The organism is Thiovibrio frasassiensis, from assembly GCF_029607905.1.
In the GTDB taxonomy this organism is placed as follows: domain Bacteria; phylum Desulfobacterota; class Desulfobulbia; order Desulfobulbales; family Desulfurivibrionaceae; genus Thiovibrio; species Thiovibrio frasassiensis.
This window is the reverse complement of record NZ_JAPHEH010000001.1, coordinates 1,141,548-1,164,925: the sequence shown is the minus strand read 5'-3', so window position 1 is coordinate 1,164,925 and position 23,378 is coordinate 1,141,548. Positions and strand designations below refer to the sequence as shown.

24 protein-coding genes and 1 tRNA gene are annotated in these 23,378 nt (G+C 54.0%); 22 read left to right on the top strand and 3 right to left on the bottom strand.

The genetic code is table 11. The features are described 5' to 3' along the window. Positions 1-22 precede the first annotated feature (22 nt). Complete coding sequence (locus OLX77_RS05525) at positions 23-967, bottom strand: phosphate/phosphite/phosphonate ABC transporter substrate-binding protein (protein WP_307632596.1); 945 nt, start codon at positions 965-967, stop codon at positions 23-25. A gap of 349 nt (positions 968-1,316) precedes the next feature. On the opposite strand from OLX77_RS05525, the gene OLX77_RS05520 reads away from it, so the two are divergent. The 17 genes from OLX77_RS05520 (at position 1,317) to OLX77_RS05440 (ending at position 19,795) form a co-directional block, all read left to right on the top strand. After that, a complete protein-coding gene (locus tag OLX77_RS05520; RefSeq protein ID WP_307632595.1) occupies positions 1,317-2,222 on the top strand; it encodes a DmsE family decaheme c-type cytochrome in 906 nt (301 codons plus the stop codon). Between the two features lie 12 nt (positions 2,223-2,234). After that, positions 2,235-4,286 (top strand): MtrB/PioB family outer membrane beta-barrel protein, encoded by a 2,052-nt coding sequence (locus tag OLX77_RS05515; RefSeq protein WP_307632594.1) that lies wholly within the window; start codon positions 2,235-2,237, stop codon positions 4,284-4,286. A gap of 407 nt (positions 4,287-4,693) precedes the next feature. Next, complete coding sequence (gene fusA / locus OLX77_RS05510; protein WP_307632593.1) at positions 4,694-6,772, top strand: elongation factor G; 2,079 nt, start codon at positions 4,694-4,696, stop codon at positions 6,770-6,772. 93 nt (positions 6,773-6,865) lie between these two features. Then, entirely contained in the window at positions 6,866-7,579 is a 714-nt protein-coding gene (locus OLX77_RS05505) for an AAA family ATPase (protein ID WP_307632592.1), read from the top strand. 133 nt (positions 7,580-7,712) lie between these two features. After that, complete coding sequence (hisA, locus tag OLX77_RS05500; RefSeq protein ID WP_307632591.1) at positions 7,713-8,483, top strand: phosphoribosylformimino-5-aminoimidazole carboxamide ribotide isomerase; 771 nt, start codon at positions 7,713-7,715, stop codon at positions 8,481-8,483. A 2-nt stretch (positions 8,484-8,485) separates the two neighbouring features. Beyond that, complete coding sequence (locus OLX77_RS05495; protein ID WP_307632590.1) at positions 8,486-8,701, top strand: hypothetical protein; 216 nt, start codon at positions 8,486-8,488, stop codon at positions 8,699-8,701. A 177-nt stretch (positions 8,702-8,878) separates the two neighbouring features. Further along, positions 8,879-9,775 (top strand): HDOD domain-containing protein, encoded by an 897-nt coding sequence (locus tag OLX77_RS05490; protein WP_307632589.1) that lies wholly within the window; start codon positions 8,879-8,881, stop codon positions 9,773-9,775. Beyond that, a complete protein-coding gene (locus tag OLX77_RS05485; protein ID WP_307632588.1) occupies positions 9,772-10,695 on the top strand; it encodes an MBL fold metallo-hydrolase in 924 nt (307 codons plus the stop codon). Before OLX77_RS05490 ends, OLX77_RS05485 begins: the two co-directional genes overlap by 4 nt. A 94-nt stretch (positions 10,696-10,789) precedes the next feature. Then, positions 10,790-11,209, top strand: a complete 420-nt coding sequence (locus OLX77_RS05480; RefSeq protein ID WP_307632587.1) for a hypothetical protein — start codon at positions 10,790-10,792, stop codon at positions 11,207-11,209. 134 nt (positions 11,210-11,343) lie between these two features. Next, positions 11,344-11,889, top strand: coding sequence for an RsbRD N-terminal domain-containing protein (locus tag OLX77_RS05475; RefSeq protein ID WP_307632586.1), 546 nt, complete (start codon positions 11,344-11,346; stop codon positions 11,887-11,889). A gap of 141 nt (positions 11,890-12,030) precedes the next feature. Next, positions 12,031-13,026 (top strand): sulfate reduction electron transfer complex DsrMKJOP subunit DsrM, encoded by a 996-nt coding sequence (gene dsrM / locus OLX77_RS05470; protein ID WP_307632585.1) that lies wholly within the window; start codon positions 12,031-12,033, stop codon positions 13,024-13,026. A gap of 5 nt (positions 13,027-13,031) precedes the next feature. Next, on the top strand, positions 13,032-14,657 hold the full coding sequence (dsrK, locus tag OLX77_RS05465; protein WP_307632584.1) for a sulfate reduction electron transfer complex DsrMKJOP subunit DsrK: 1,626 nt from the start codon (positions 13,032-13,034) through the stop codon (positions 14,655-14,657). 5 nt (positions 14,658-14,662) lie between these two features. After that, a complete protein-coding gene (gene dsrJ, locus OLX77_RS05460) occupies positions 14,663-15,043 on the top strand; it encodes a sulfate reduction electron transfer complex DsrMKJOP subunit DsrJ (RefSeq protein ID WP_307632583.1) in 381 nt (126 codons plus the stop codon). 1 nt (position 15,044) lies between these two features. After that, on the top strand, positions 15,045-15,875 hold the full coding sequence (dsrO, locus tag OLX77_RS05455) for a sulfate reduction electron transfer complex DsrMKJOP subunit DsrO (RefSeq protein ID WP_307632582.1): 831 nt from the start codon (positions 15,045-15,047) through the stop codon (positions 15,873-15,875). Between the two features lie 10 nt (positions 15,876-15,885). Continuing rightward, on the top strand, positions 15,886-17,055 hold the full coding sequence (gene dsrP / locus OLX77_RS05450; RefSeq protein WP_307632581.1) for a sulfate reduction electron transfer complex DsrMKJOP subunit DsrP: 1,170 nt from the start codon (positions 15,886-15,888) through the stop codon (positions 17,053-17,055). Between the two features lie 230 nt (positions 17,056-17,285). After that, the gene (gene cysS / locus OLX77_RS05445) at positions 17,286-19,643 is read left to right on the top strand and encodes a cysteine--tRNA ligase (protein WP_307632580.1); all 2,358 of its coding nucleotides are present in this window, start codon (positions 17,286-17,288) and stop codon (positions 19,641-19,643) included. A gap of 75 nt (positions 19,644-19,718) precedes the next feature. Next, positions 19,719-19,795: transfer RNA gene (locus OLX77_RS05440), tRNA-Arg, on the top strand. Positions 19,796-19,980: 185 nt separating this feature from the next. Here OLX77_RS05440 and OLX77_RS05435 read toward each other — a convergent pair. Both OLX77_RS05435 and OLX77_RS05430 read right to left on the bottom strand, forming a co-directional pair. Beyond that, positions 19,981-20,298, bottom strand: a complete 318-nt coding sequence (locus OLX77_RS05435; protein WP_307632579.1) for a hypothetical protein — start codon at positions 20,296-20,298, stop codon at positions 19,981-19,983. Then, positions 20,295-20,729, bottom strand: coding sequence for a helix-turn-helix domain-containing protein (locus OLX77_RS05430; protein WP_307632578.1), 435 nt, complete (start codon positions 20,727-20,729; stop codon positions 20,295-20,297). Before OLX77_RS05430 ends, OLX77_RS05435 begins: the two co-directional genes overlap by 4 nt. A 52-nt stretch (positions 20,730-20,781) precedes the next feature. On the opposite strand from OLX77_RS05430, the gene OLX77_RS13255 reads away from it, so the two are divergent. The 5 genes from OLX77_RS13255 (at position 20,782) to OLX77_RS05415 (ending at position 23,378) form a co-directional block, all read left to right on the top strand. Next, positions 20,782-21,039 (top strand): helix-turn-helix domain-containing protein, encoded by a 258-nt coding sequence (locus OLX77_RS13255; RefSeq protein ID WP_371877460.1) that lies wholly within the window; start codon positions 20,782-20,784, stop codon positions 21,037-21,039. Positions 21,040-21,049: 10 nt separating this feature from the next. Further along, on the top strand, positions 21,050-21,340 hold the full coding sequence (locus tag OLX77_RS05425) for a hypothetical protein (RefSeq protein ID WP_307632577.1): 291 nt from the start codon (positions 21,050-21,052) through the stop codon (positions 21,338-21,340). A gap of 10 nt (positions 21,341-21,350) precedes the next feature. Continuing rightward, the gene (locus OLX77_RS13250; protein ID WP_371877459.1) at positions 21,351-21,791 is read left to right on the top strand and encodes a helix-turn-helix domain-containing protein; all 441 of its coding nucleotides are present in this window, start codon (positions 21,351-21,353) and stop codon (positions 21,789-21,791) included. Beyond that, a complete protein-coding gene (locus OLX77_RS05420; RefSeq protein ID WP_307632576.1) occupies positions 21,772-22,524 on the top strand; it encodes an ATP-binding protein in 753 nt (250 codons plus the stop codon). The genes OLX77_RS13250 and OLX77_RS05420 overlap by 20 nt, the downstream gene beginning before the upstream one ends. 74 nt (positions 22,525-22,598) lie before the next feature. Continuing rightward, complete coding sequence (locus OLX77_RS05415; RefSeq protein WP_307632575.1) at positions 22,599-23,378, top strand: type IV secretion system protein; 780 nt, start codon at positions 22,599-22,601, stop codon at positions 23,376-23,378.

The following is a 23,378-nucleotide window of genomic DNA, read 5'->3' as shown; positions in this document are numbered from 1 at the left end:
CCGACGCCCAAGAAGGATACTTTCAATCATTGACATAATCATAGGTTGCCAGATCCAAGCCAATGCGTTTGGCATATTCAATAACCGGCTGGTAATCCTGCACTCGGGTTTCAATAAATCGGCTGGCCCCGAATTGGACCAATGCTTGGCGACCTTCCGCATCCTGATCCATGGCCAGCAAGCTGGTTTGCATCACCTTTTTCAGGGCAGGATCCAGATCGTGCCGCACCGCCAGGGTATTGGCCGGAACCGCCGGAGAAGTGGTGAGGATATTCAGCTCTGCCGCAATTCGGGGGTCCTCCTTGGCAAGGCGGTTAAAAACAAGATCCTTGGCCGCGCCCAGGTCCGCCTTGCCACTCAAAACATCATGGATCGCATCTTCATGGGTACCGCTGAAATAGGTCTCCCTGAACCAGGCGCGGTAATCCGCGATGCCTAGGGTCCGAAAAAAATAGAGGGGCAGCAGCCATCCTGCGGTGGTCGCCTTGTCCACGAAAACAAAGACCTTACCCTTCACATCCCGCGCCGTCTTTATACCGCTGTCCTTTCGGGCAAATACCATTCCGTAATAGCTGGAGACCCCGCCTTCATATTCGGGCCGGGCCAAGGGCTCAACCCCCAACCTCTTGATGGCCAGTGCTCCGGTAAAGCTGCCGAAAAAGGCACCGTCCAGCCCCTCGCTCTGAAAATTATTCAAGATATTGCCGTAGCGGGAAAGGATCTTGAGTTCAACCTGGGCGCCTGTTTTTTGGGAAAGATAGCGGGCAATGGGCTCGTAGCGTTTCTTCTGCACAAAGATGTCCATCTCCGGAATAAGGCCGATGACAATCTTTGTGGCCGGGGCAGGTGAGGGGGGGGAGGCGGAGGCAGGGGCAGCGCTCTGCTCATCGCTGCAACCCGCCCAAAAAAGCAGGAAAAAACCGCACAGCAGGATTCGGATTCCGTCTCGGACACAACACAACCGCATACTCCCCTCCGGCTCAATATGATGGACTTGCAAAAAGACTACCAGCCGCCCTGCATCTGTGCAAGTTGCAATTCATCCCAGAGATCCATGCCTTGCCGCACTCCAATCCAGCCGCCAATCTGCTATCTGGCCATATGACCAAACCGATCTGGCCATTCCACCGGAATACCCCACTAGGCCAGAGAGACCAGCCGGGCAGCGCCCACCTATCTTATTGTATTCTTTGTATTTATTTTTTCTGCCCCCTCTGGCATCTTTTTCGCATTAACAAAAAGATGCTTAGCTGGAAACGCTCGTTGTAAAGGGGGCTTCCGAACAAAAACAGGAGAAAAGGGAGAGGAGGAAGGATATGCGTAAACGAAACAGGCTGTTGCCAAAAGTCGTGGTGTCGGCATGGTCTTTGACCATGATAACAATGGGATGGGGCCTTTGGGGGCAATTTTTAGCACCGGACGCGGCCCAGGCAGCCGAACTCGGTGCCGCATGTGTCAGCTGCCATGAAAAACCGGTGGCAAGTTTTAAGGACTCATACCATGCAAAAATCTGGCAGGGCAAAAACGATTGCCAATCCTGCCATGGAGCAACCGACAAGCATGTAAACGACCCGTCCAAACAAAATGTTGTTTCCTTCGGCAAGGGCGGCGGGCGCACCGCCGAGGAGCTCAGCAAGCAATGTTTGGGCTGCCATCAGAAATCGGCCCATATGTCTCTCTGGGAGATGGGTGCGCACAAGAAGAACGACGTGACCTGTATCGCCTGCCACGATATCCATTCCCCGCGCTCCACCGTAAAGCAACCCACGGTCTGCTTCACCTGCCATAAGGATGTCCGTTCCGATGCCAACAAGATGTCGCATCACCCCATCATCGAAGGCAAGGTCAAGTGTTCCGACTGCCACAACACCCACGGCACCCTGACAAAACACATGCTCAAGGCCGAAAACGTCAACCAGCTCTGCTACAAGTGCCATGCCGACAAGCGCGGCCCCTGGATCTGGGAGCATCCACCGGTGGAAGAGAACTGTGCCACCTGTCATACCCCGCACGGGAGTCGGCATGAAACACTGCTGGTGGAGAAGGTCGTTAACCTCTGCCAGAACTGCCATGACGACAGACAGCACCACGACGGACCATATGACAACACTTCCGGATTTGGCGGCGCCGCTTCCGCAAGCCAATTTAGAGCACGGGCCTGCTTGGAATGTCATCATGCAATTCATGGCTCCGCAAATTTCCGTCGTTCCTTCAGCCGATAAAGGAGGCAAGCAATGAAGAAAATTTATTCTGCTGTAATCGTGTTGTCGCTTGTCGTACCTGCTTTGGCAGTTGCGGCGGATGCGAATAAAAGCGAAATCCATGGCACTGTAGAACTTGGTGCCCGAGGGGTTGATATCAGTGGCAACAAGGCCCTTTTCCAGGAATTTCGCGATCTGGATGATTCCATTTTGGGAGGGATACAGCTCGACTACCTAAAAAGCGCTTATCATTTCCAATTCGACGCCGACAAAATTGGCCTGGATGATCAGTCTTTCCATTTAAAGGGAGGAGAGTACGGCAACTTCAAATACAAGTTCAATTATGACGAGATGGTCCACAACTACGGCTTTGATGCCATAACGCCGTACACCGGGCTGGGCACACAACAGGTCAACGTTGTTGCCGTCCCAGCGGACACCTCCACCTGGACCAAATTTGATTCTGCAGTCGAACACAAAACTTATGGGGGCGAACTGGAGCTCTCGCTGCACTCCCCCTTCTATGTCAATGTCGGCGCAGAGAAACGAGAACAAAGCGGCTTAAGGCCATACACCTTAAAAACCGGATTTGGTGGCTTTGCTGAAGGTCCGGAACCTATTTCAACCACCACCGACAATCTACATCTGAAAGGCGGTTACCTGGGTGAGTCGGTTACGGTTTCACTCACCGGCTCCTTGAGTTCCTTTAAAAACGACAACAAGTATGTTTACCGCGATAATGTCGCGGATCTTGTTGATAACAATATCGTTCTTGCGCCGGATAACGACTACAGCAAGATGGCCGCAGACCTCAGTTGGTGCGATCTCCCCCTTGGCTCTGTTCTGGCCGCCGGCTTGAGCCGTGCCCATTTAGAAAATGATTTCACCGCAAATGATATCAATTACAGCCCTGTCATGCTGGCAACACTTGCCAACCTGAACCGCACGACCTTTGAGGGCGATATTGATTACACCAATGTCTCCATTGCCCTAAGCTCAAGGCCTCTGGATAAGTTAGATACCAAGATCTATTACAATTATCGCGATCGCGATAATAATTCGTCCTTTATTTCATACGGCGCAACAACAGCATCCACCAACAACGCCAAGGAACTGCTCAGTTACGAAAAAGATACCACTGGCATCGATATCGGCTACCGGCTACCCAACAAAACCAAGCTGAATGCCGGGTATGAATACATGAAAATGGACCGCTCAACTGCTCTGCCCGCTTATTCGGGCGCTACTAATTTTTATCGGTATGACAACCCCGAATCGACCACGGACGACACCCTGTATGTCGGGCTCAAAAACAGCGCCCTGGACTGGCTCACCGCCAAGATCCGCTACAAAAAATTGGAGCGCAATTCGGATATTAATACCGCCGCGGTAGTTGCCGACGGGAATGATCCGACCATCTACACAACCCGCTTCGATGCCGCGGACAAGAGCATGGATGAGTGGAAATTGTCCTTTGACTTTATTCCTGCGGACAATCTTGATCTGGGGTTGAGTTACACCTACACGCACAATGATTATGATGAGAATAATTCGAGTATCAACGACGACAAACGGCAGAGTGTGTATCTCGACCTTGGCTGGCGGGCAGTTGAATCGGTCAGATTGAGCGGCTTTCTCGGTTTCGAAAAAAAGGAAGTCGATTCCAACAAGCGGCTCAATTTGGCGCTCGACGTCGACCATGTTGAAAAAACCGATGACGATTTCTGGACCTATGGCCTCGCTGCCAACGTGACGGCCACTGAGAAATTGACCTTTGATCTGTCATGGCAATATCAAAAATCCGACGGCGCAGTGAATTACGACAACAGCTTGAACAACACCACGTATGAAAGTATCAGCGCGACGGATGACTATACCAAAAAGACCTTGGAGGCCAAGGCCACCTATGCCATTGACCCCAAGCTGGGACTGACTCTCGGGTATCTCTATGAAAAAATGGAATATTCCGATATCAGCTATGCAAATTTTACCAACGTGGTCGGCAACTTTTATTACAGCGGAGTGTATGCCGACCCGAATTACGAGGCTAATGTGGGCTACGTAATGGTCAAATACGGTTTTTAACCTGAACCACCGGAAGCATTATAATAAAAGGGGATGCCTCAATGGCATCCCCTTTTATTGTTTTCTTGTTATTTTACCCATCCTACTTCATTGCCTCAAGGACCCCCCAATAGGTTGACCAAGCCACCGAATCAAATAGACCGATTCCGACGGTATGAAACGCTGACTGCTCCATGGTTCCTCCATCCACAATTTCCCCCTCACCGCCACAAGTAACTGCGTGCGAATGCGCCGAATTTTTCCCTTGACAGCCGCAGGCCTTAGGGGTAAAAGTGCCTGTTCTGAAAAAGACTGTCCATACGGCCCCCGATACGGGCCGTTTTTTAATGCCGGTTTGCCAAGGTATGGTGCCTTGACCGGCGCCAGGCGTAACCGCGCAACTGCACGAATGGAGTGGAAAATTTACCATGAGAGACATTACGAAAGTCCGCAATATTGGAATCAGCGCCCATATCGACTCGGGAAAAACTACCCTGACCGAGCGCATTCTTTTTTATACCCAGCGTATTCATGCCATCCATGAAGTACGCGGCAAGGATGGCGTCGGCGCCAAGATGGATTCCATGGAGCTGGAGCGGGAGCGGGGCATCACCATCTGTTCCGCCGCGACCTATTGCGACTGGAAGGACCATGCCGTCAACATCATCGATACCCCCGGCCATGTGGATTTCACCATCGAGGTTGAGCGGGCCCTGCGCGTACTCGACGGCGCGGTATTGATCCTCTGCTCCGTTGGCGGGGTACAATCCCAGTCCATCACGGTAAACCGGCAGATGACCCGTTACCGGGTTCCCCGCGTCGCCTTCATCAATAAATGCGACCGGACCGGCGCCAATCCGGACCGGGTTATCAAGCAGATCCGCGAGAAGCTGGGCCTCAACGCGGTGCCCATCCAGGTGCCCATGGGTCTCGAAGGCGACATGCAGGGGCTTATCGATCTGGTCCAGATGAAGGCCGTCTATTTTGACGGGGAAAACGGCGACAAGATCCGCATAGAAGAGATTCCCGCCCAGTACAAGGAAGAGTGCGACATCAAGCGGGAAGAGATGCTGGACGCGGTTTCCATGTTTTCCGACGAATTGATGGAGGCGGTGCTGGAAGGCACGCCCACCGAAGAGATGATCATGGCCGCGATCCGCACCGGCACGCTGTCCATGGAGTTCACCCCGGTTATGATGGGCACCGCCTACAAGAACAAAGGGGTGCAGCTTTTGCTGGATGCGGTAGTCTCCTATCTCCCTTGCCCGACCGATGTTGACAACTTCGCCCTGGATCTGGATCATGAGGAAGCCGAGGTCAAGGTGAGCAACGTTTCGAGCGATCCCTTGCTGGCCCTGGCCTTCAAGCTTGAGGATGGTCGCTACGGACAGCTGACCTACGTGCGCACCTACCAGGGCACCCTGAAAAAGGGCGATTCCATCGTCAATGTCCGGACCGGCAAGAAGGCCAAGGTTGGCCGCTTGGTGCGGATGCATTCCGACGATATGGAAGAGATCGACGAAGCAGGGGCCGGCGATATCGTCGCCCTGTTCGGCATTGATTGCGCCTCCGGCGATACCTTCACCAGCGGCAGCGATTACAACTTCTCCATGACCTCCATGCATGTCCCGGCCCCGGTTATCTCGCTCTCCATCACCCCGATCGACAACAAGGCCCAGGACAACATGTCCAAGGCCTTAAACCGCTTCACCAAGGAAGACCCCACCTTCAAGACCTATGTGGACCAGGAGACCTTGGAAACCATCATCTCGGGTATGGGCGAGCTGCATCTTGACGTCTACGTCGAACGGATGAAGCGCGAATACAAGGCCGAGGTCACCGTGGGTGCGCCCCAGGTTGCTTACCGCGAGACGATCACCCAGCGGGCCGAGTTCAACTACACCCACAAGAAGCAGACCGGCGGCTCCGGCCAGTTCGGTCGGGTTGCCGGCTTCATCGAGCCCATGGAAGAGGGCGAATATGAATTTGTCGATCAGATCGTCGGCGGTTCAGTGCCCCGGGAATATATCCCCTCCTGTGACAAGGGCTTCCAGAAATGCCTGGACAAGGGTGCTCTGGTCGGCGCCCATGTCACCGGCGTCCGCTGCGCCATCAACGACGGCGCCTCCCATGCCGTGGACTCTTCGGATATCGCCTTCCAGCTGGCCGCCCAGGGCGGTTTCAAGGAGGCATACATGAAAGCCAAGCCGGTGATCATGGAGCCCATCATGAAGGTCGCGGTCGAGGGCCCCACCGAGTTCCAGGGCTCGATCATGGGCAGCCTGAACCAGCGCCGCGGCATGATCATCGGCACCAACGAGGAAGACGCTTACACGGTCATCGAGGCCGAGGTGCCGCTTTCCGAGATGTTTGGTTATTCAACCGATCTTCGCTCCTTGACCCAGGGCAAGGCAGAGTTTACCATGGAATTTGCCACCTACCGACAGGTACCCAAGAGCGTTGCCGAAGAGTTGATCGCCAAGGCCCTGAAAAACAAAAAACAGTAACTACTTAGGGGGATAGACTGAAGGTTTCTTTGAGTATACTTCCGCCTTCAGTCTCAATAGCCACGGTAGTTGCTACAAAAATAGGATACCATCATGCTGAAACAAGACCTGATTGAAAAGAATCCCATCCGCCACCTGAAGGGTGAAAGCGATGCCAAGGAATCCAGCCGGATGGGTTTGGTCATGGCCCGCCCCGGCGTGGGCAAAACCGCCCTGCTCGTGCAGATCGCCTTGGACAGCCTGATGAACGACAAGCAGGTGGTCCATGTCAGCGTAGGCCAGTCCCTGGACAAAACCAAGCTCTGGTACGACGACATGTTCAAGGATATCGCCGACGGCTGCAAGCTTGAGAATGCCGGGGAAATCCATGACTCGATCATGAAGAACCGGATGATCATCACCTTCAACGAGTCCAAGTTCAGCCTGGCCAAACTGGAAGAGCGGCTGCATGATCTTGTCCAGCAGAACGTAATCACCCCGAGCTGCATGGTGGTTGACGGCTTTGATTTTGCCCAAACCGACCGGAAGGTGCTGGAAGAAATGCGGGAATTGGCCAAGACCATGGACCTGCAGATCTGGTTTTCCGCCGTCTGCACCGATGGGAACGAATGCCAGTGTGCGTCCGGAGTGCCTGCCCCCTGCAAGGGAATGGAGGATCTTTTCAATACCGTGGTCCTTCTCCAGCCGGTTCCGCAAAGCGACTGCATCGACCTCAAGGTTCTCAAAGGGTCTGCGGCGGTCAGCAAATGCGGCAAGCTCCTCAAGCTTGACACCAGGACCTTCATGATCCGGGAAGACTGCAAGTAATTATTACCGGTACTGTATCGATCTGCACAAGGTGGACGGCGAAAGCTGTCCGCCTTTTTTATTGACCTTTTTCCGGAGAAACGGCTACTCTTGCTAAAAAATAGCCGCATATATCCAGGACAGATGACGCCCCATGAAATTCAGACCGTGCATTGACCTCCACCATGGCCGGGTAAAGCAGATCGTCGGCTCCACCCTCTCCGACACACAAGAGGGGAGCCTGACCACCAACTTTGCCTCGGATCAGCCCGCCTCCCATTATGCCGCCATGTATCAGCATGACCGGCTGTTCGGCGGCCACGTGATCATGCTGGGGCAAGGCAATGAAGCGGCGGCGACCGAGGCCTTGCAGGCCTTCCCCGGCGGCTTGCAGGTGGGCGGGGGAATTACGGCGGAGAATGCCGCTCATTGGCTGGAGCAGGGGGCGAGCGCGGTCATCGTCACCTCGGCGGTGTTCAAGGACGGGACGGTGCACGAAGACCGCCTCAATGAGCTGGTCCGGGCCGTGGGCAAGGAACACCTGGTCCTCGACCTGAGCTGCCGGAAAAGAGAGAATGCCTATCATATCGTTACCGATCGCTGGCAAAAATTCACCCAGGTGACGGTTTCCGAACAATCCCTTGCATACTTTGCCGAACACTGCTGCGAATTTCTCATCCACGCCGTGGATGTGGAAGGCAAATGCGGTGGGATCGAAGAAGAGCTCACCGCGCTGCTCGGCCGGTTCAGCCCCATCCCCACCACCTATGCGGGCGGGGTGAAAAATCTGGCCGATCTCTATCGGGTCAAGGAATTGGGAGAGAACCGATTGGACGCCACCATCGGCAGCGCCCTGGATATCTTTGGCGGAACCGGCATCACCTATGCGGAAGCCGTGGCCTTTAATCGGCGGGAAGGATACTGAGCGTGGGACAAGACAGCAACCAGCATCCGGACTCCCCGAACAGAGGTGCGGGAGATCCGGACCATGGCACGAGCGAGCAATTGACCCTCCTGGTGGACCGTGATCTTTTCCGGGCCTTTCAACGCTGCACCTGGATCATTGTCCATGATACCGGCAGGCCTAGAATCGAGATCATGAACGAAATGGTCCGCGATTTTCTCATAAAGCATGGGTGTTGAACAAAACCCCGCCTTGACCGCAGGGTCCGCCTCAGCTACTATGGTTTACGCCGCTGTAACAAATACTATCTTCAGCTCAACTGACCAAACGGCAGCAATGCGAACGGCATAAGGAACTGGTCAAAAAAGAAGATAATAATTCGTAACGGCTCCTAAATTTTAACAATAGGTCTGCTGATGCCTGGGGCTCCCCTGACCAACGAACAGCGCTTCGCGCTGATCCAAAAATATATCGAGCGGATGCCGAGCCTCTCCACCACGGTGACCAAGGTTCTGGAGGTCTGCAATCGTCCCAACACCTCGCCCAACGACCTGAACAGGGTTATCGCCCTGGATCCAGTCCTGACCGGCCAGGTGCTCAAGCTCATCAACTCAGCCTATTACTCCCTGCCCAATCAAATCAGTTCCCTCACCCGGGCGATCATCATGCTCGGGATCAACACGGTTAAAAATCTGGCCTTAAGCACTGCGGTTGTCGGCAGCATGGGGAGGGAAGACTCCTTCCGCTCGCTGTCCATGGATGCGTTCTGGACCCATTCCCTCTGCGTGGGGGTCATGGCCAAGGCCCTGGCCAAGCTCAAAAAAATCCCCGGCATGATGCAGGAGGAATTCTTTGTGGCCGGGTTGCTCCATGATCTGGGGAAGATCCCGTTGAACAACTGTTTTGCCGAAGAATACCGCCAGGCTCTGGAATTGTCCGCCATCGAGCAGGGGCCCTTGCCGAAAGCCGAGGAGATGCTGCTGGGCTTCGATCATGGCCGGGCAGGGAAGATGATTGCCGACAAATGGCAGCTCAATCAGGGGCTCACCGAAATGCTCCGCTTCCACCATACCCCGGAAAAAGCCTCGCCGGACAACCAGCAGCTGATTGGCGTAGTAGCCCTGGCAAACACCTATGCCAATCTCTTTGACGTCGGTTCGGCCGGCGATCGCTACCCGGAAATGTCCAGGGTCGATGATCTTCTCACCCAGGTCGGCCTGAAATGGCATGACCTTTCAAACCTGCATTCGGTTGTGGAGCAGGAAATCGAAAAGGCCCAGGTTTTTCTCCAGGTTGCCAGGGAGACCTCATGAGCATCAAGGTCAAATTTTGGGGGGTCCGGGGCTCCATCCCCTGTCCCGGGCCAAAAACCATGAAGTATGGCGGAAACACAGCCTGCATAGAAATACGTTTCCCGGAAATAAATCGTCTGATCATCATCGATGCCGGTTCCGGTCTTCGGGAGCTGGGCAATTTCATGATGGCCAACGATTTCAAGAATGGCCCGATCAACACGGATATCTTTCTCACCCATACCCACTGGGATCATATCATGGGGTTTCCCTTCTTCACCCCGATCTACGTACCGGGCAGCACCCTCCGGGTCTATGGCCCGGTCAGTTTCGAGGGCGACACATTGGAAAAAGTGGTGGGCGGGCAGCTGACCTATCGGTATTTCCCGGTTCGCCAGGCAGAGCTTGCCGCCCAGATTGAATATTTCGACCTCAAGGAAGGAGAGATTGATCTGGGCGACGGCATTACCGTGACGGCAAAATATCTGAACCACCCTCTGCTTTGCCTCGGCTACCGCATTGCCTGGCGGGGGAAGACGGTCTGCACGGCCTATGATACCGAACCCTTCCGCAATGTTTTCTGCACCGACCCGGAAGACCCGTCCTATGACGAAGGCATGGCCAGCGAGGGCGAACTGGTGGCCCAGGAACAAAACAACGTTTTGGAGCAGTTTTTTTCCGGGGTGGACCTTTTGGTGCACGACTCCCAGTACACCCAGGAAGAATACCTGGCCAAATTTCTTGGTTGGGGCCACTCCTCCTTCGAGCATGCCGTTGCCACGGCCGAGCGCGCCGGGGTGAAAGCCCTGGCCCTATTCCATCATGATCCCATGCGCAGCGATGACCAGATCGACTCTCTGTCAAAAAAATATTGCGTCCGCGCAGGGGAGGGGGACACCGAGATTTTCTTTGCCAGGGAAGGGGCGGAAAGAGAAATTTAAGGCAAACAGCAAAAATGTCGATGGGTATTGTGACAGAATATCGAGGAGAAGCAATACTGCCAAAAAAGGAAGCAACCACGGGCAGGGGGAGACAATGGTTATTTCCGATGAGATCAAATTTCCACGCCCCATAAGAATCGATCCGTATCGCAAGGAAAAAAAGGTCGATCCCGTTGACGGCCTCTCCCCGATAGCGCGCATCGGCGCTTTCCGGCGCGATTGGCAGCGGAACAAGGACCGCCGCCAGCAGCGAGAAGTCCTGCTTCCCTCGCCGGAGGAAGCATCAATCCGCCGCCTGGTGGAACAGGTCAACACCCACCTGGAAAACCAAAACATCCTCATCCATCTTGTGCTCATCAAAGACGAGCACGGCTATTCCCTTGATGTCTATGACTGTACCTTCGATGACCAATGCGCCATTATCGGCGATGTGGTCATCGACCTCGACGACCTGCCGGCTCTCCTCAAAAACCTCCAGCAGGAAGCCGGGATTCTCCTCGACACCATCTCATAATCCACCCTTTTCCCCACATATTTTTCTTGTTGAAATCTGGATTGAAACATGCTACCAATGCCATTCATATTCTGAATGGTCATTCAGGATAGAGATGTTTACCCCTGAAAAATGGGGGTCCAAGAGGGGAAATCATGCTGCTGCAAGAACTGCTCATCGAAAATAAAGGCGAGATTCTGGATGCTTGGGTCGAGCAGGTACTGACGACCTACCCGGCAGATGGCGCCCGGATCTTTAAAAAAGAGAAGGACCAGTTTGCCAACCCGGTGGGCTTTGCGGTAAAAAGCAGCCTTTGGGAAGTATACGGTTTGCTGTTCGAAAAGAACGAGGCCGAGAAAATCGTCGCCTCCTTGGAGCAACTGGTCAGGATCCGCGCCGTACAGACCTTTGTTCCCTCTGAAGCGGTCTCCATGGCCTACACCCTGAAAAAAGTGGTTAAAGCAGTCTGCCTCAAAGAAAAAGTGGCGGACCTGGACGGCTGGCATGCGTTTGAAGAAAAGGCCGATATCCTGGCCTACACCTTGTTCGACCTCTATGCCGCAAGTCGGGAAAGGCTGTACCAGACCCGGATCGCGGAGATTAAGAGTGGAAACAGCATCACCACGGATCGCGGCTGCCCGTCAAAGCTGATGGACGGGAATACCGCTCTGAAGGCGGAGATGAAACCCATTGTTGTGTGAGTAAGTCGGTATAACAAACAACCTTGCCGCTTTCCTGGCAAGGGACGGCATAAAGAACCGGACCGGAATAGCCAAAAAACAGAAGTTAACGGCACGGGATATTCCGCAACGGCTCCTAAACTTGAGGCGAGGTAACAGTAAATGAGAATCCTGACTCCATTCATCGCAGTGTTGGCGCTTATCGCGGTTGGCCTGGTGGCCGCGCAGGTGCCGGGTGGGCAGGCATTGATAGGGATCGTTTTGCCCTATCTTGCTTTTGCCCTCTTTTTAGGAGGGTTTGCTTATCGCGTAATGCAATGGGCAAAATCTCCCGTTCCCTTCCGGATCCCGACCACCTGTGGTCAGGCCAACTCCCTGCCCTGGATCAAACAAAACAAGATCGACTGCCCCTCCACCAAACTCGGGGTCATTGCCCGGATGTTCCTGGAGGTCTTTCTCTTCCGTTCGCTGTTTCGTAACACCAAGGCGGAAATGCATGAAGGCCCCAAGCTGGTCTACGGCTCGAGCAAGTTCCTCTGGCTCTTCGCCCTGCTCTTCCACTACTCTTTCCTGGTCATCGTTCTCCGCCATATGCGGCTGTTCATGGATCCGGTCCCCGGTTTTGTCGCCGCCCTTGAATTCGGCGACGGCTTCCTGCAGATCGGCGCTCCGGTCTTCTATCAGACCGATGCAATCTTTCTCGGGGCCATTGCCTTTTTGTTCCTGCGCAGGGTGATGCTTTCCAATATCCGCTACATCTCCCTGCCCGCCGACTACTTCCCGCTCTTCCTGATCTTCGGCATCGCCCTTACCGGCATCCTGATGCGCTATGTCTTCAGGGCCGACGTGGTGGCAATCAAGCAGCTCACCCTTGGCTTGGCCACCCTGAGCCCGGCCATCGTCGGACAGATCAGCCCGGTGTTCTTTATCCATGTCTTCCTGGTCTGCGCCCTGATGGTCTACTTCCCCTTCAGCAAGCTGATGCACATGGCCGGTGTCTTCATGAGCCCCACCCGGAACATGATCAACAACAGCCGGATGGTCCGGCACATCAATCCGTGGAATGATCCCAACATCAAGCCGCATTCTTACGCTGCCTACGAGGACGAGTTCAGGGAGTTCATGAAGGATGGCGGAATACCCGTTGAGAAGGAATAAGAACAATGGCAATCATGAAAGCAGATAAACTCGGTGTAAGCGTAGCGAAGGCCCCGTCCATGATGACCGGGGCCATTCCGAAAAAGGACTGGTGGGATGTTCCGGCTGATTTCAAGCCCGGCAATTATGCCTACCCGGCCAAACAGGAAATTGTCGAGTACCACAAGTTCCCCAACCCCAGATTATGGGATCCGGAGAGCGATGACTGGAAGTTGCCCGAGAACTGGAAGGAGATAATCCTCCAGGGTCTCAAGGAACGGCTGGACAAGTTCCGCTCCCTCAAGATCTTCATGGACTGCTGCGTGCGTTGCGGCGCCTGCGCCGACAAATGCCACTTCTTCCTCGGCACCGGCGATCCCAAGAACATGCCGGTTCTTCGAGCCGAACTCCTGCGTTCCGTCTACCGGAACGACTTTACCCTGGCCGGCAAGCTCCTGGGCAAGATGGCCGGCGGTCGCGAGATGACCTTCGGAGTGCTGAAAGAATGGTTCATGTACTTCTACCAGTGCACCGAATGCCGTCGTTGCTCGGTATTCTGCCCCTATGGCATCGATACCGCCGAGATCACCATGATGGGCCGCGAACTGCTCCATCTGGTGGGGGTCAACATCAATTGGATCCTGGAGCCGGCTGCCAACTCCAACCGCACCGGCAACCACATGGGACTCCAGCCCCACACCTTCAAAGACAACATCGAGTATCTCTGCGACGACATCGAGGAGATCACCGGCATCCGTTGCAACCCGACTTTTAACCGCAAGGGCGCGGAAGTGCTGTTCATCACCCCTTCGGCGGATGTCTTCGCCGAACCGGGCATCTACACGGCCATGGGCTACCTGCTCCTCTTCGAGCACATCGGCCTGGATTACACCTGGTCCACCTACGCTTCGGAAGGCGGCAACTTCGGGCTCTTTACCAACAACGAGATGATGAAGAAACTCAACGGTAAGATGTATGCCGAAGCCAAGCGTCTGGGGGTCAAGTGGATCCTGGGCGGCGAATGCGGCCACATGTGGCGGGTGCTCCATCAGTACATGGATACCATGAACGGCCCGGCCGACTTCCTGCAAGTCCCCACCTCGCCGATCACCGGGACGGTCTTCGAAAACGCCGCCTCCACCAAGATGGTCCATATCAGCGAGTTCACCGCGGATCTGATCAAGCACGGCAAGTTGAAGCTTGACCCGAAACGCAACGATCACCGGATTGCCACCTACCATGACTCCTGTAACCCGGCTCGCGCCATGGGCTTGCTGGAAGAGCCCAGGTATGTGCTGAAAAATGTGTGCAATAATTTCCACGAAATGCCGGAAAACACCATCCGTGAGTCAACCTTCTGCTGCGGCAGCGGCACCGGCTTGAACACCGATGAGATCATGGAACTGAGAATGCGGGCAGGGTTGCCAAGGGCAAATGCGGTCAAGTATGTACGGGAAAAGCATGCGGTCAATATGCTCTCCTGTGTATGCGCCATCGACCGCGCCACCTTGACGAGCCTGAACAACTACTGGAATCCCGATGTGGAGGTCTGCGGCGTGTCCGAGCTGGTTGGCAACGCCCTGGTCATGGAGGGAGAAAAAGAGCGTGAAACGGGTCTCCGTTTTGAGCCACTTGCAGGAATGGAGGGCTGATAGCCATGTACGGGAAAGGAAGAATCATACCTGCGTTGATATTGTTTTTGGGCGTTATGACATCCCCGATGTGGTTTAAATCGGCAGATGTCAGCAAAATGCCTAAACCTGAAAAACCAAAAGACTACACGGAGTGCGTTGCGCCGGTCCAGGAGATGCGCACCTCGCACATGGTGCTGCTCAACCAGTGGCGCGATGACATCCTGCGCGAAGGCGGCTCCCGCATCGGGAAAACCGCCAACGGCACCGAATATGTACGGAGCCTGCAGAATGGCTGCATGAAATGTCACAGCGACAAGAAGAAGTTCTGTGACGAGTGCCACAACTATACCTCCGTGAAACCGTATTGTTGGGATTGTCATCTCCAGCCGAAGGAGGCGATGTAACATGGATAGCAAGAGAAGAGATTTTTTGAAGATTGCCGGGCTTAGCGCCATTGCCGGCATTGCCGTACCGTCGGCCTTTAACTCGCTGCTCAAGGGCGAGGCTTTGGCCTCCGAGCATGGCGCCGCAGCAGCTGGTGCGCATGGGGCAGTTGCCCCCACCGGCAAGCGCTGGGGCATGGTCATTGACGTTAAAAAATTCAGCGCAAATCCAGGGCTGGCAGAGAAATGCGTCTCCACCTGCCACGCCGTCCACAATGTGCCTGATTTCGGCAACAAGAAGGATGAGATCAAGTGGGTCTGGGTGGACTCGTTTAATCATGTTTTCCCGGATGACAGCAGCCAGTACAAGAAGCCGGAAGCTCTTGATTCCATGCCCATCTTGACCCTGTGCAACCACTGCGACAACCCGCCCTGTGTCCGCGCCTGCCCGACCCAGGCAACGTTCAAGACCAAGGACGGCATTGTCGCCATGGACTACCATCGCTGCATCGGCTGCCGGTTCTGCATGGCTGCCTGCCCCTATGGCGCTCGGAGCTTCAACTGGCGTGATCCGCGCGGTAAGGATGCAAACGGTCAGCCCTTCATCAAGGCCGAAAATCCCAAGTTTCCCACTCGGATGCGCGGGGTGGTCGAAAAATGCAATTTCTGCACCGAACGACTGGCCATCGGCCAGATTCCGGCCTGTGTTGAAGCTGCGGCCGAATCCAAGGCCCTTGTCTTTGGCGATCTCAACGACCCCGCTTCCGAGGTCAGTCAGATGTTGAAGACAACCTTTACCATTCAGCGGAAACCCTCCGCAGGGACACATCCATCCCTCTTCTATATTATTTGAGGTACAGACCATGATTGAAAAAGCATTAAAAGGAAGCACAGGGTACTGGGTTTGGATGCTCTTCCTGCTCTCCCTGATGGGCGTAGGCGGCCTCTGTTACGTGCAGCAGTTTAACTATGGCTTGGGCATCACCGGCATGAGCCGGGATGTGACCTGGGGTATTTACATCTCCCAATTCACCTTTTTGGTTGGTGTGGCCGCCGGCGGCTTGATGCTGGTACTGCCGTATTATATCCATAACTACAAGGCCTTTGGCCGCATCGTCATCCTTGGCGAATTCATGGCCATTGCCGCCATCGCCATGTGCCTGATGTTCATTATCGCCGACCTGGGCCAGCCCATGCGGGCCATGAACGTGCTGCTCCATCCCACCCCGCATTCCATGCTGTTCTGGGACATGATCGTGCTCAACGGCTATCTCTTTCTCAACGTCCTCTGTGGTTGGGTGGTCTTGCAGTCCGAATACAAAGGGATCAAGTATCCGAAATGGATCAAGCCCTTTATCTACCTCTCCATCCCCTGGGCGATCAGCATCCACACCGTTACCGCCTTTTTGTACTGCGGTCTGCCGGGCCGTCATTTCTGGCTCACCGCCATCCTGGCCCCCCGCTTCCTGGCCTCGGCCTTTGCCGCAGGACCCTCTTTGCTGATGGTCATCGCCATGATCCTCAAACGGACCACCAAGTTTGACGTGGGCCGTGAGGCGCAGGACAAACTGGTGACCATCATCGGCTACGCCGCGATGCTCAACTTTTTCTTCCTGGGCTGCGAATTTTTTGTCGCGTACTACAGTCAGATCCCTGGCCACATGCACACCCTGGATTACCTCTTCTTTGGCCTTGGCCATGGCGAGCAGGTATACAACAACCTGGTGCCCTTCATGCGCGCCTCGGTGGTTATGGGATTGGCCGGTATCGCCCTGATCTTTGTCTCTCGGGCCAAACAGTCCGACGGGCTCCTGGTGATTTCCTGCCTCCTGATCTTCTTTGCTTTCTGGATCGACAAGGGCCTTGGCTTGGTACTGGGCGGTTTTGTTCCAAACATGCTGGACCAGGTTACCGAATACTACCCCAGCGCCCAGGAGATTGGCATTACCGCAGCCATCTGGGCCACGGGCTTCTTTATTCTCTCCATCCTGTACAAGGTGGCGATCAGCGTCAAGCTTGAGAAGGAAGCCTAATCGGGTTCGTTTTACCCTGTAGCTGTGTGTTCAAGGCAAGCCCCCCAACAGGGGGAGCTTGCCTTTTTTTGTGCTGTACAGAGAAGAAGCACTCCCGCCGGGGGCAATAATATGGCTGGTTTGCCCGGCGGTTATATTGTATTCTGCCGATATCCTTGATAATTGATCCCTCTCTTTGTATGTTTTCCTGGATGCATTCCCGAGACAGGACACTAAAAGCTGAGTCCACCATGACGACATCAAAAACACCCAACAAGCCACCGATACACTCCATCCTCGACAAGATCGGCAATACCCCGCTGGTGCCCATCAAGCGGCTGAATCCCCTGAAAAAGGTGGCGATTTACGCCAAGCTTGAGGCCTTTAACCCCGGCGGCTCGGTCAAAGACCGGGTTGCCCTGAACATGATCGAAACCGCCGAGGCCGATGGCGAACTGACCCCGGACAAGATCGTCCTTGAGGCCACCAGCGGCAACACCGGTATCGGTCTGGCCATGGTCTGCGCGGTCAAGGGGTATAAATGCCAGCTGATCATGCCGGAATCGGCGAGTATCGAGCGCCGCAAGATCATGCAGGCCTTTGGCGCCGAGATTCTCCTGACTCCCGGCAAACGCGGCACCGATGGGGCCATTGAGCAGGCCTATGCCCTGGCCCGGCAGTATCCGGATCGCTATTTCCTGACCGACCAGTTCAACAATACCGCGAACTGGCTGACCCATTACAAGACCACCGGCCCAGAGATCTGGGAACAAACCGAAGGCAAGGTGACGGATATCATCGCCACCCTGGGCACCTCCGGCACGGTCATGGGGTTGTGCAAGTATTTTGCCGAGTTCCATCCCGAGGTCCGCATCACGGCGGTGGAACCCTTTCTCGGCCACAAGCTGCAGGGGCTCAAGAACATGAAGGAGTCCTATACCCCCGGGATCTTCGACAAAAAACTTCCCTTCCAGATCATCAACATCCCGGACGAAGAGGCCTTTACCTCGGTCCGTCTGCTCGCCAGAAAAGAAGGGATTTTTGCCGGAATGAGTTCCGGGGCCGCCATGTCCGCAGCCCTGACCCGCGGCGCCCAGTTGAAGGAAGGGGTGTTGGTGGCGATCTTCCCCGATGGCGGCGAAAAGTATCTGAGCACCGAGCTTTTCAGCAAACAAGAAACCGAGGAATCCCAACTGGCGGAACTGCGTTTTTTCAATACCATCTCCAGGAAAAAAGAGGTGTTTAAGTCCCTGGTCCAGAACACCGTGACCTTTTACGCCTGCGGCCCCACCGCCCACGAACTGGCCCATCTGGCCCATTGTCGTCGCTTTATCGTTGCAGATCTCGTGCATCGTGTCCTGACGCTTAAAGGGTATCAGGTCAGATTCTATATGAACTTCACCGACCTGGACGACAATACCATTCAGGGCGCACAACGTGCAAAAGAGACACTTGAGGAGTTCACCGGGAGATACATTCAAGCTTTCAACGAGGACATTGCTGCACTGGAGGTGGAGGAAGCCACCGGGTACCCCAGAGCCTCCGAGCATGTGGCGGGGATGATCGCTCTGGCACAGAAACTGGTCGATAAAGGGTACGCTTACGAAAAACACGGTTCCATCTATTTCGACATCTCAAAATTTGCCAAGTACGGCAAGCTTTCCGGGGTGGACCTCAGCAAGATCCAAGTCGGTAAAACCGTTGATCTGGACGACTATGAAAAGGAAAATCCGGTTGATTTCACCCTGCTCAAGCGTTCAACCTTGAGCGAGCTGAAAAGCGGCATCTTCTTTTCCACCGACTGGGGGAACATGCGTCCCGGCTGGCACATCGAATGCGCCGCCATGACCCTGGATCTGCTCGGCGAAACCATGGATATCCACACCAGTGGCCGCGATCTGCTGTTCCCGCACCACGAGAATGAGAATGCCATTGCCGAGGCGCTCACCGGCAAACCCCTGGCGAATTTCTGGCTGCACAGCGAACTGCTGCTGGTGGACGGCAAAAAGATGTCCGCGGACAACCAGAATATCATCACCCTGCGGGATGTGTTGGCCAAGGGGTACACCGGCCGGGAGATGCGCTATTTCCTGATCCGCACCCATTACCGGAAACCGATCAATTTCTCCTTCCGCAGCCTGGACGCAGCCCGCAAAAACCTCCGCCGCCTTGACGGCTTTATCGGCAAGCTGCTCTGTCTGCCGCCGGGATTGCCCCACCCGGAGGTTGCCTCCTATCTCTCCGACATGGAGGACCGTTTTTTTGCAGCCATGGACGATGACCTGAACGTTTCCAAAGCCTTTGCCGCGTTGTTCGATTTTGTTAAAAAGACCAACCCGATCTTGAGCCAAGGGCTCCTGGACCGCGAGCAAAAAGACTATATTCTGGAAACCCTGCGGCGGATCAATTCCGTACTTCGCATAATGAAGCTGGAAGAATGCCCCCTGGCGCCGGAAATCGACAAACTGATCCGAGATCGGGAAGAGGCGCGCAAACAAAAGGATTGGCCCAAGGCAGACGGGGTACGGCAGGAATTAGCGGACAAGGGGATCGAAGTGCTCGATACCGCCAAAGGCCCGGTCTGGAAAGAGGTTCCGAAAAAAGAGTAAGAGCCAGACGCAGGAGGCCGGGACGAAAACGGTATTGCTTTCTTGGCCCGATCGTTCTAATATCGTCGCACATGGGCGCCCGTAGCTCAGCCGGATAGAGCACCGGCCTTCTAAGCCGTAGGTCAGAGGTTCGAATCCTCTCGGGCGCACCAATAAAACAACATGAATCCGACAAGTTAGTTGCTAGTCGGATTTTTTCGTTTTAGGCCGGAAATCCTCATTTTTTGCAACTCAGTGTCCCAAATGTGTCCCAAGGAAATCACAAGTTCTTTAATGCGTTTTTTTGTTCTATTTTTCACTGTCCCGCCTGGAGCCCAAAGCTTTCATCTCTCTCCGCCTAACCTTTTCCGATTGTCTTCTTTGCAAGCGCCTTTCTAAAATCTCTTTTGGCAATGTTCTTGGTAAAATTATAGTTATGTTTGAGGCGGTACCAGTGGAGCAATGTCAACCCCGCAACGAGAAAAGTAATGAAGATATAAACACCAAATAACCAAACATCAAATGGTGTTTTTTTCCCCCAAAAAAACCAAATCCATTGACCAATTACCAGTATCCATAAAGCAATAATACAATATGTGACTGTCTTAGGAAGCATGGGGTCTAAATGAAACTGATATTTTTCTTTGTTTAATTCAATCTCGCTCAATCTGCTCATATCAAAATCCTCCCCATTTTATGATGGATTTCTTCTTCAATATTCTCCCGCTGAATGCCCGCATTTTTTTCTTCTAAAAAATCTTCATAAAAAGCCACTATCCATTTCACTTTTATTTCTTGGGTCATCCCCAAATTATGATTCTTTGCCAGTTCCAGAAAGCTCTCCACAGCCATAATCACGTCTTTTAGTAAATCGGCATCAACTGTTATCCGCTCTGGAATATGCATTAGCCCCTGCCCTGTAAGAAGCCAGTTGGGGTTAAGCCTCTTTTCCGTGCTAAGCTTCAGAAACCACTCAGGAGGAACCTTGCCCTTCCTTTTTGCCAAAGAGATGCTCGTCTGCGAAATCCCTAATATCTTGCCCAAGTCTCCTTGAGTTTTTCCGCCGATTGCCCCGATCATTCTGTCGAGAATATTGTCAGCATCCACGATTTATCCCCACTAGAAAATATAGTAATTTTATCATTGCATATTATTATCAATGTATATATTATCTTACCAGGATACATATCTTATGTTCTCATTATACAGGAGTGTGCTAATGCCACAAGCGAAACTTATATCAGTCAAAGATGCGGCAGCCATGACCGGAATGTCTCAACAGTGGTGGCGTGGCGCTCTAGCTGGCCGCAGGCCTATGCCACCTGTTCGGGTCGTCCGCATTGGCCGTGCGATCCGGCTACACTTGGACGACCTTGAGGTCTGGATCAACCAGACAAACGGGCAAAACGGAGAATGAGAGGCCAACGATGACCACCACCATGGATATCATCCGCACCATGTACCCCGACCGGATCACCTTATCGGTGGAGGAACTGGCCCCACTGATCCATTTATCAACCTGCTACATCCGCAAAGAAGTACGCGCAGGCAGATTTCTCATCCCCTGGCGACGGATCGGAAGCAGGATCATGTTTCCGGTTTCAGCGGTGGTCACAACCCTTGATGGCAGCGACAGCCCACCAATACCCCGCCGACGTGGCAGGCCCACTAAAGCGGAGTCGATTGCACATGAACGCCAATCCTCCACACAGGAGTAAATAGCCGAAAATGAGCATCAAGCTGATGACAGCAGTTTGGGCATCAAATCTTCCGAGTGGCAAAAAACTCGTCGCTCTGGCGTTGGCTGATTGTGCGGATGATGATGGCCGGTGCTGGCCATCGGTAGATCCTCACCTGGTCCAAAAATGCAGGATGTGCGCTCGCGCAATTCAAGGCCACTTGGCCGCTCTTGTAAACGAAGGCATCCTTACCCGTACAGACAGACCAGGCCGATCAACTCTCTATATTTTCGACCCCCGCAAAATATGCACCCCCGCAGTTTCTGCACCCCCGCAAAATATGCGCACCCCCCCGCAGAATGTGCACCCCACCCCCGCAGATTCTGCGGGAGCCCCCGCAAAATCTGCGGGCATAACCATAAAGAAACATCAATTACCCCAAAAGAACCAACGCGCAAGGAGTGAAAAAAATGTCATCAAATACATCTGAACCCCCTGACCCACCAGAAGAAAAGTATTATGAAGAATGCCCTAGTCACGGCCCATGGTTGCGGTCGGTATATAACCAGGAGAAACAGGAATGGCTTGCTGTGACGCCGATAGGTTGCCCGGCTTGCCGCCGCGATACGCAACTGCAGACCCTTTTGCAACGCACATTAATCCCTCCTCGCTTTGCGAACTGCACCTTCGACACCTTTAGCGTGGAATTACCTGAGCAAGAAGCCGCCCTATACTCCTGTAGAAAATATGCAGATGACTTCAAACAAATGCATGAAAAAGGCGTGTGCATGGTGCTGCAAGGAAATGTCGGGACAGGCAAAAACCATCTGGCATGCGCCATAGCGCGCCAAGTAAGCCAACAAGGGTATTCCTCCCTCCTTCTCACTGTCGCGGAGGTAATACAGCGCGTCCGGGCTACATGGGACCCCCAATCATCTGAGAAAGAAACAGAAATTATCGAGCGGTTCGCCGATGTAGACCTGCTGATTCTTGATGAAGTCGGTCGCCAATATGGCTCAGGGGCGGAAAAAATCACACTATTCCAAGTGATCGATGCTCGATATCGGGCAATGCGGCCAACCATCGTAATCTCCAACCTGCTTCCCACAGAAATGGGTAGCTATCTCGGGGGTGCCGCATATGACCGCCTCCGTGAAAATCATGGGGTATTGGTCGAATTTTATTGGGAAAGTCACAGGGGGCGGCGGCAATGCGGCGAGTAACTATCTTGTGTAAGGCAATAAGCGCTCTCCTGGTGGTGGCCCTCGCCCTGCCTGTGCCGTCTGCGTGGGCTGCAATGCCAACAACTGATGTCCAGGCGTACACCTATTACGTCAAGCAGATTGCCGAAGCGCAAAAGCAGCTTGCCGAAGCACAAAAGCAGGTTGACACCTTGGGCGGGATCAAAACCACGGCGGACAAGACGCAACGGGCAGTAATGGGCAATTACAACCGGGCCAAGGGGCTTGTTGACGACTTGCAGCGGGTCAGGAAAAAGCTGGAAGCAACCCCCACCACCATTCAAGGATCAGCCAAAAAATGGCTTTCCGTTGGCGACGCGGGCCTTGAGGTTGGGGAAGACGGCTTTTACGCTGTGGGCAAGATTCTTGACACGCATTGGGTGGACCCGCGCGACCTGAAAAAGAGCGCGGAAAAATTGAAGCACCTTGACCAGATTTATCAGGTCAAACAAGCCTCCTTGCGGGGCAACATTGAGGCCAGCGACGAAATATTAAGGACCATGCCGCAACGGTTGAAAACGATAGAAGGGCTGGTTGAACAGATAGACCAGACCGAGAACATCAAGGACGCCCAGGATTTGAGCAACCGTTTTCTGGCTGAAATCCTCAAGGTGCTTGCGGAAATGTCGGCCATAGCCGCCAAGATCGGGGAGAGCTACGCCTTGATGAATTACCAGGGGGTAAGTGAAGCAACCATGCAACAGCGGATGCAAACGCAAAGCGGCGGCTCTGGATCAACCGAGGGATGGGCAGCAAGGGATTTAAGAAAAAAGGGGTACGACCCTCAGAACATGACAGGGAAGGATTTCCGTAAAATATTGAATGCGGAGGAATGA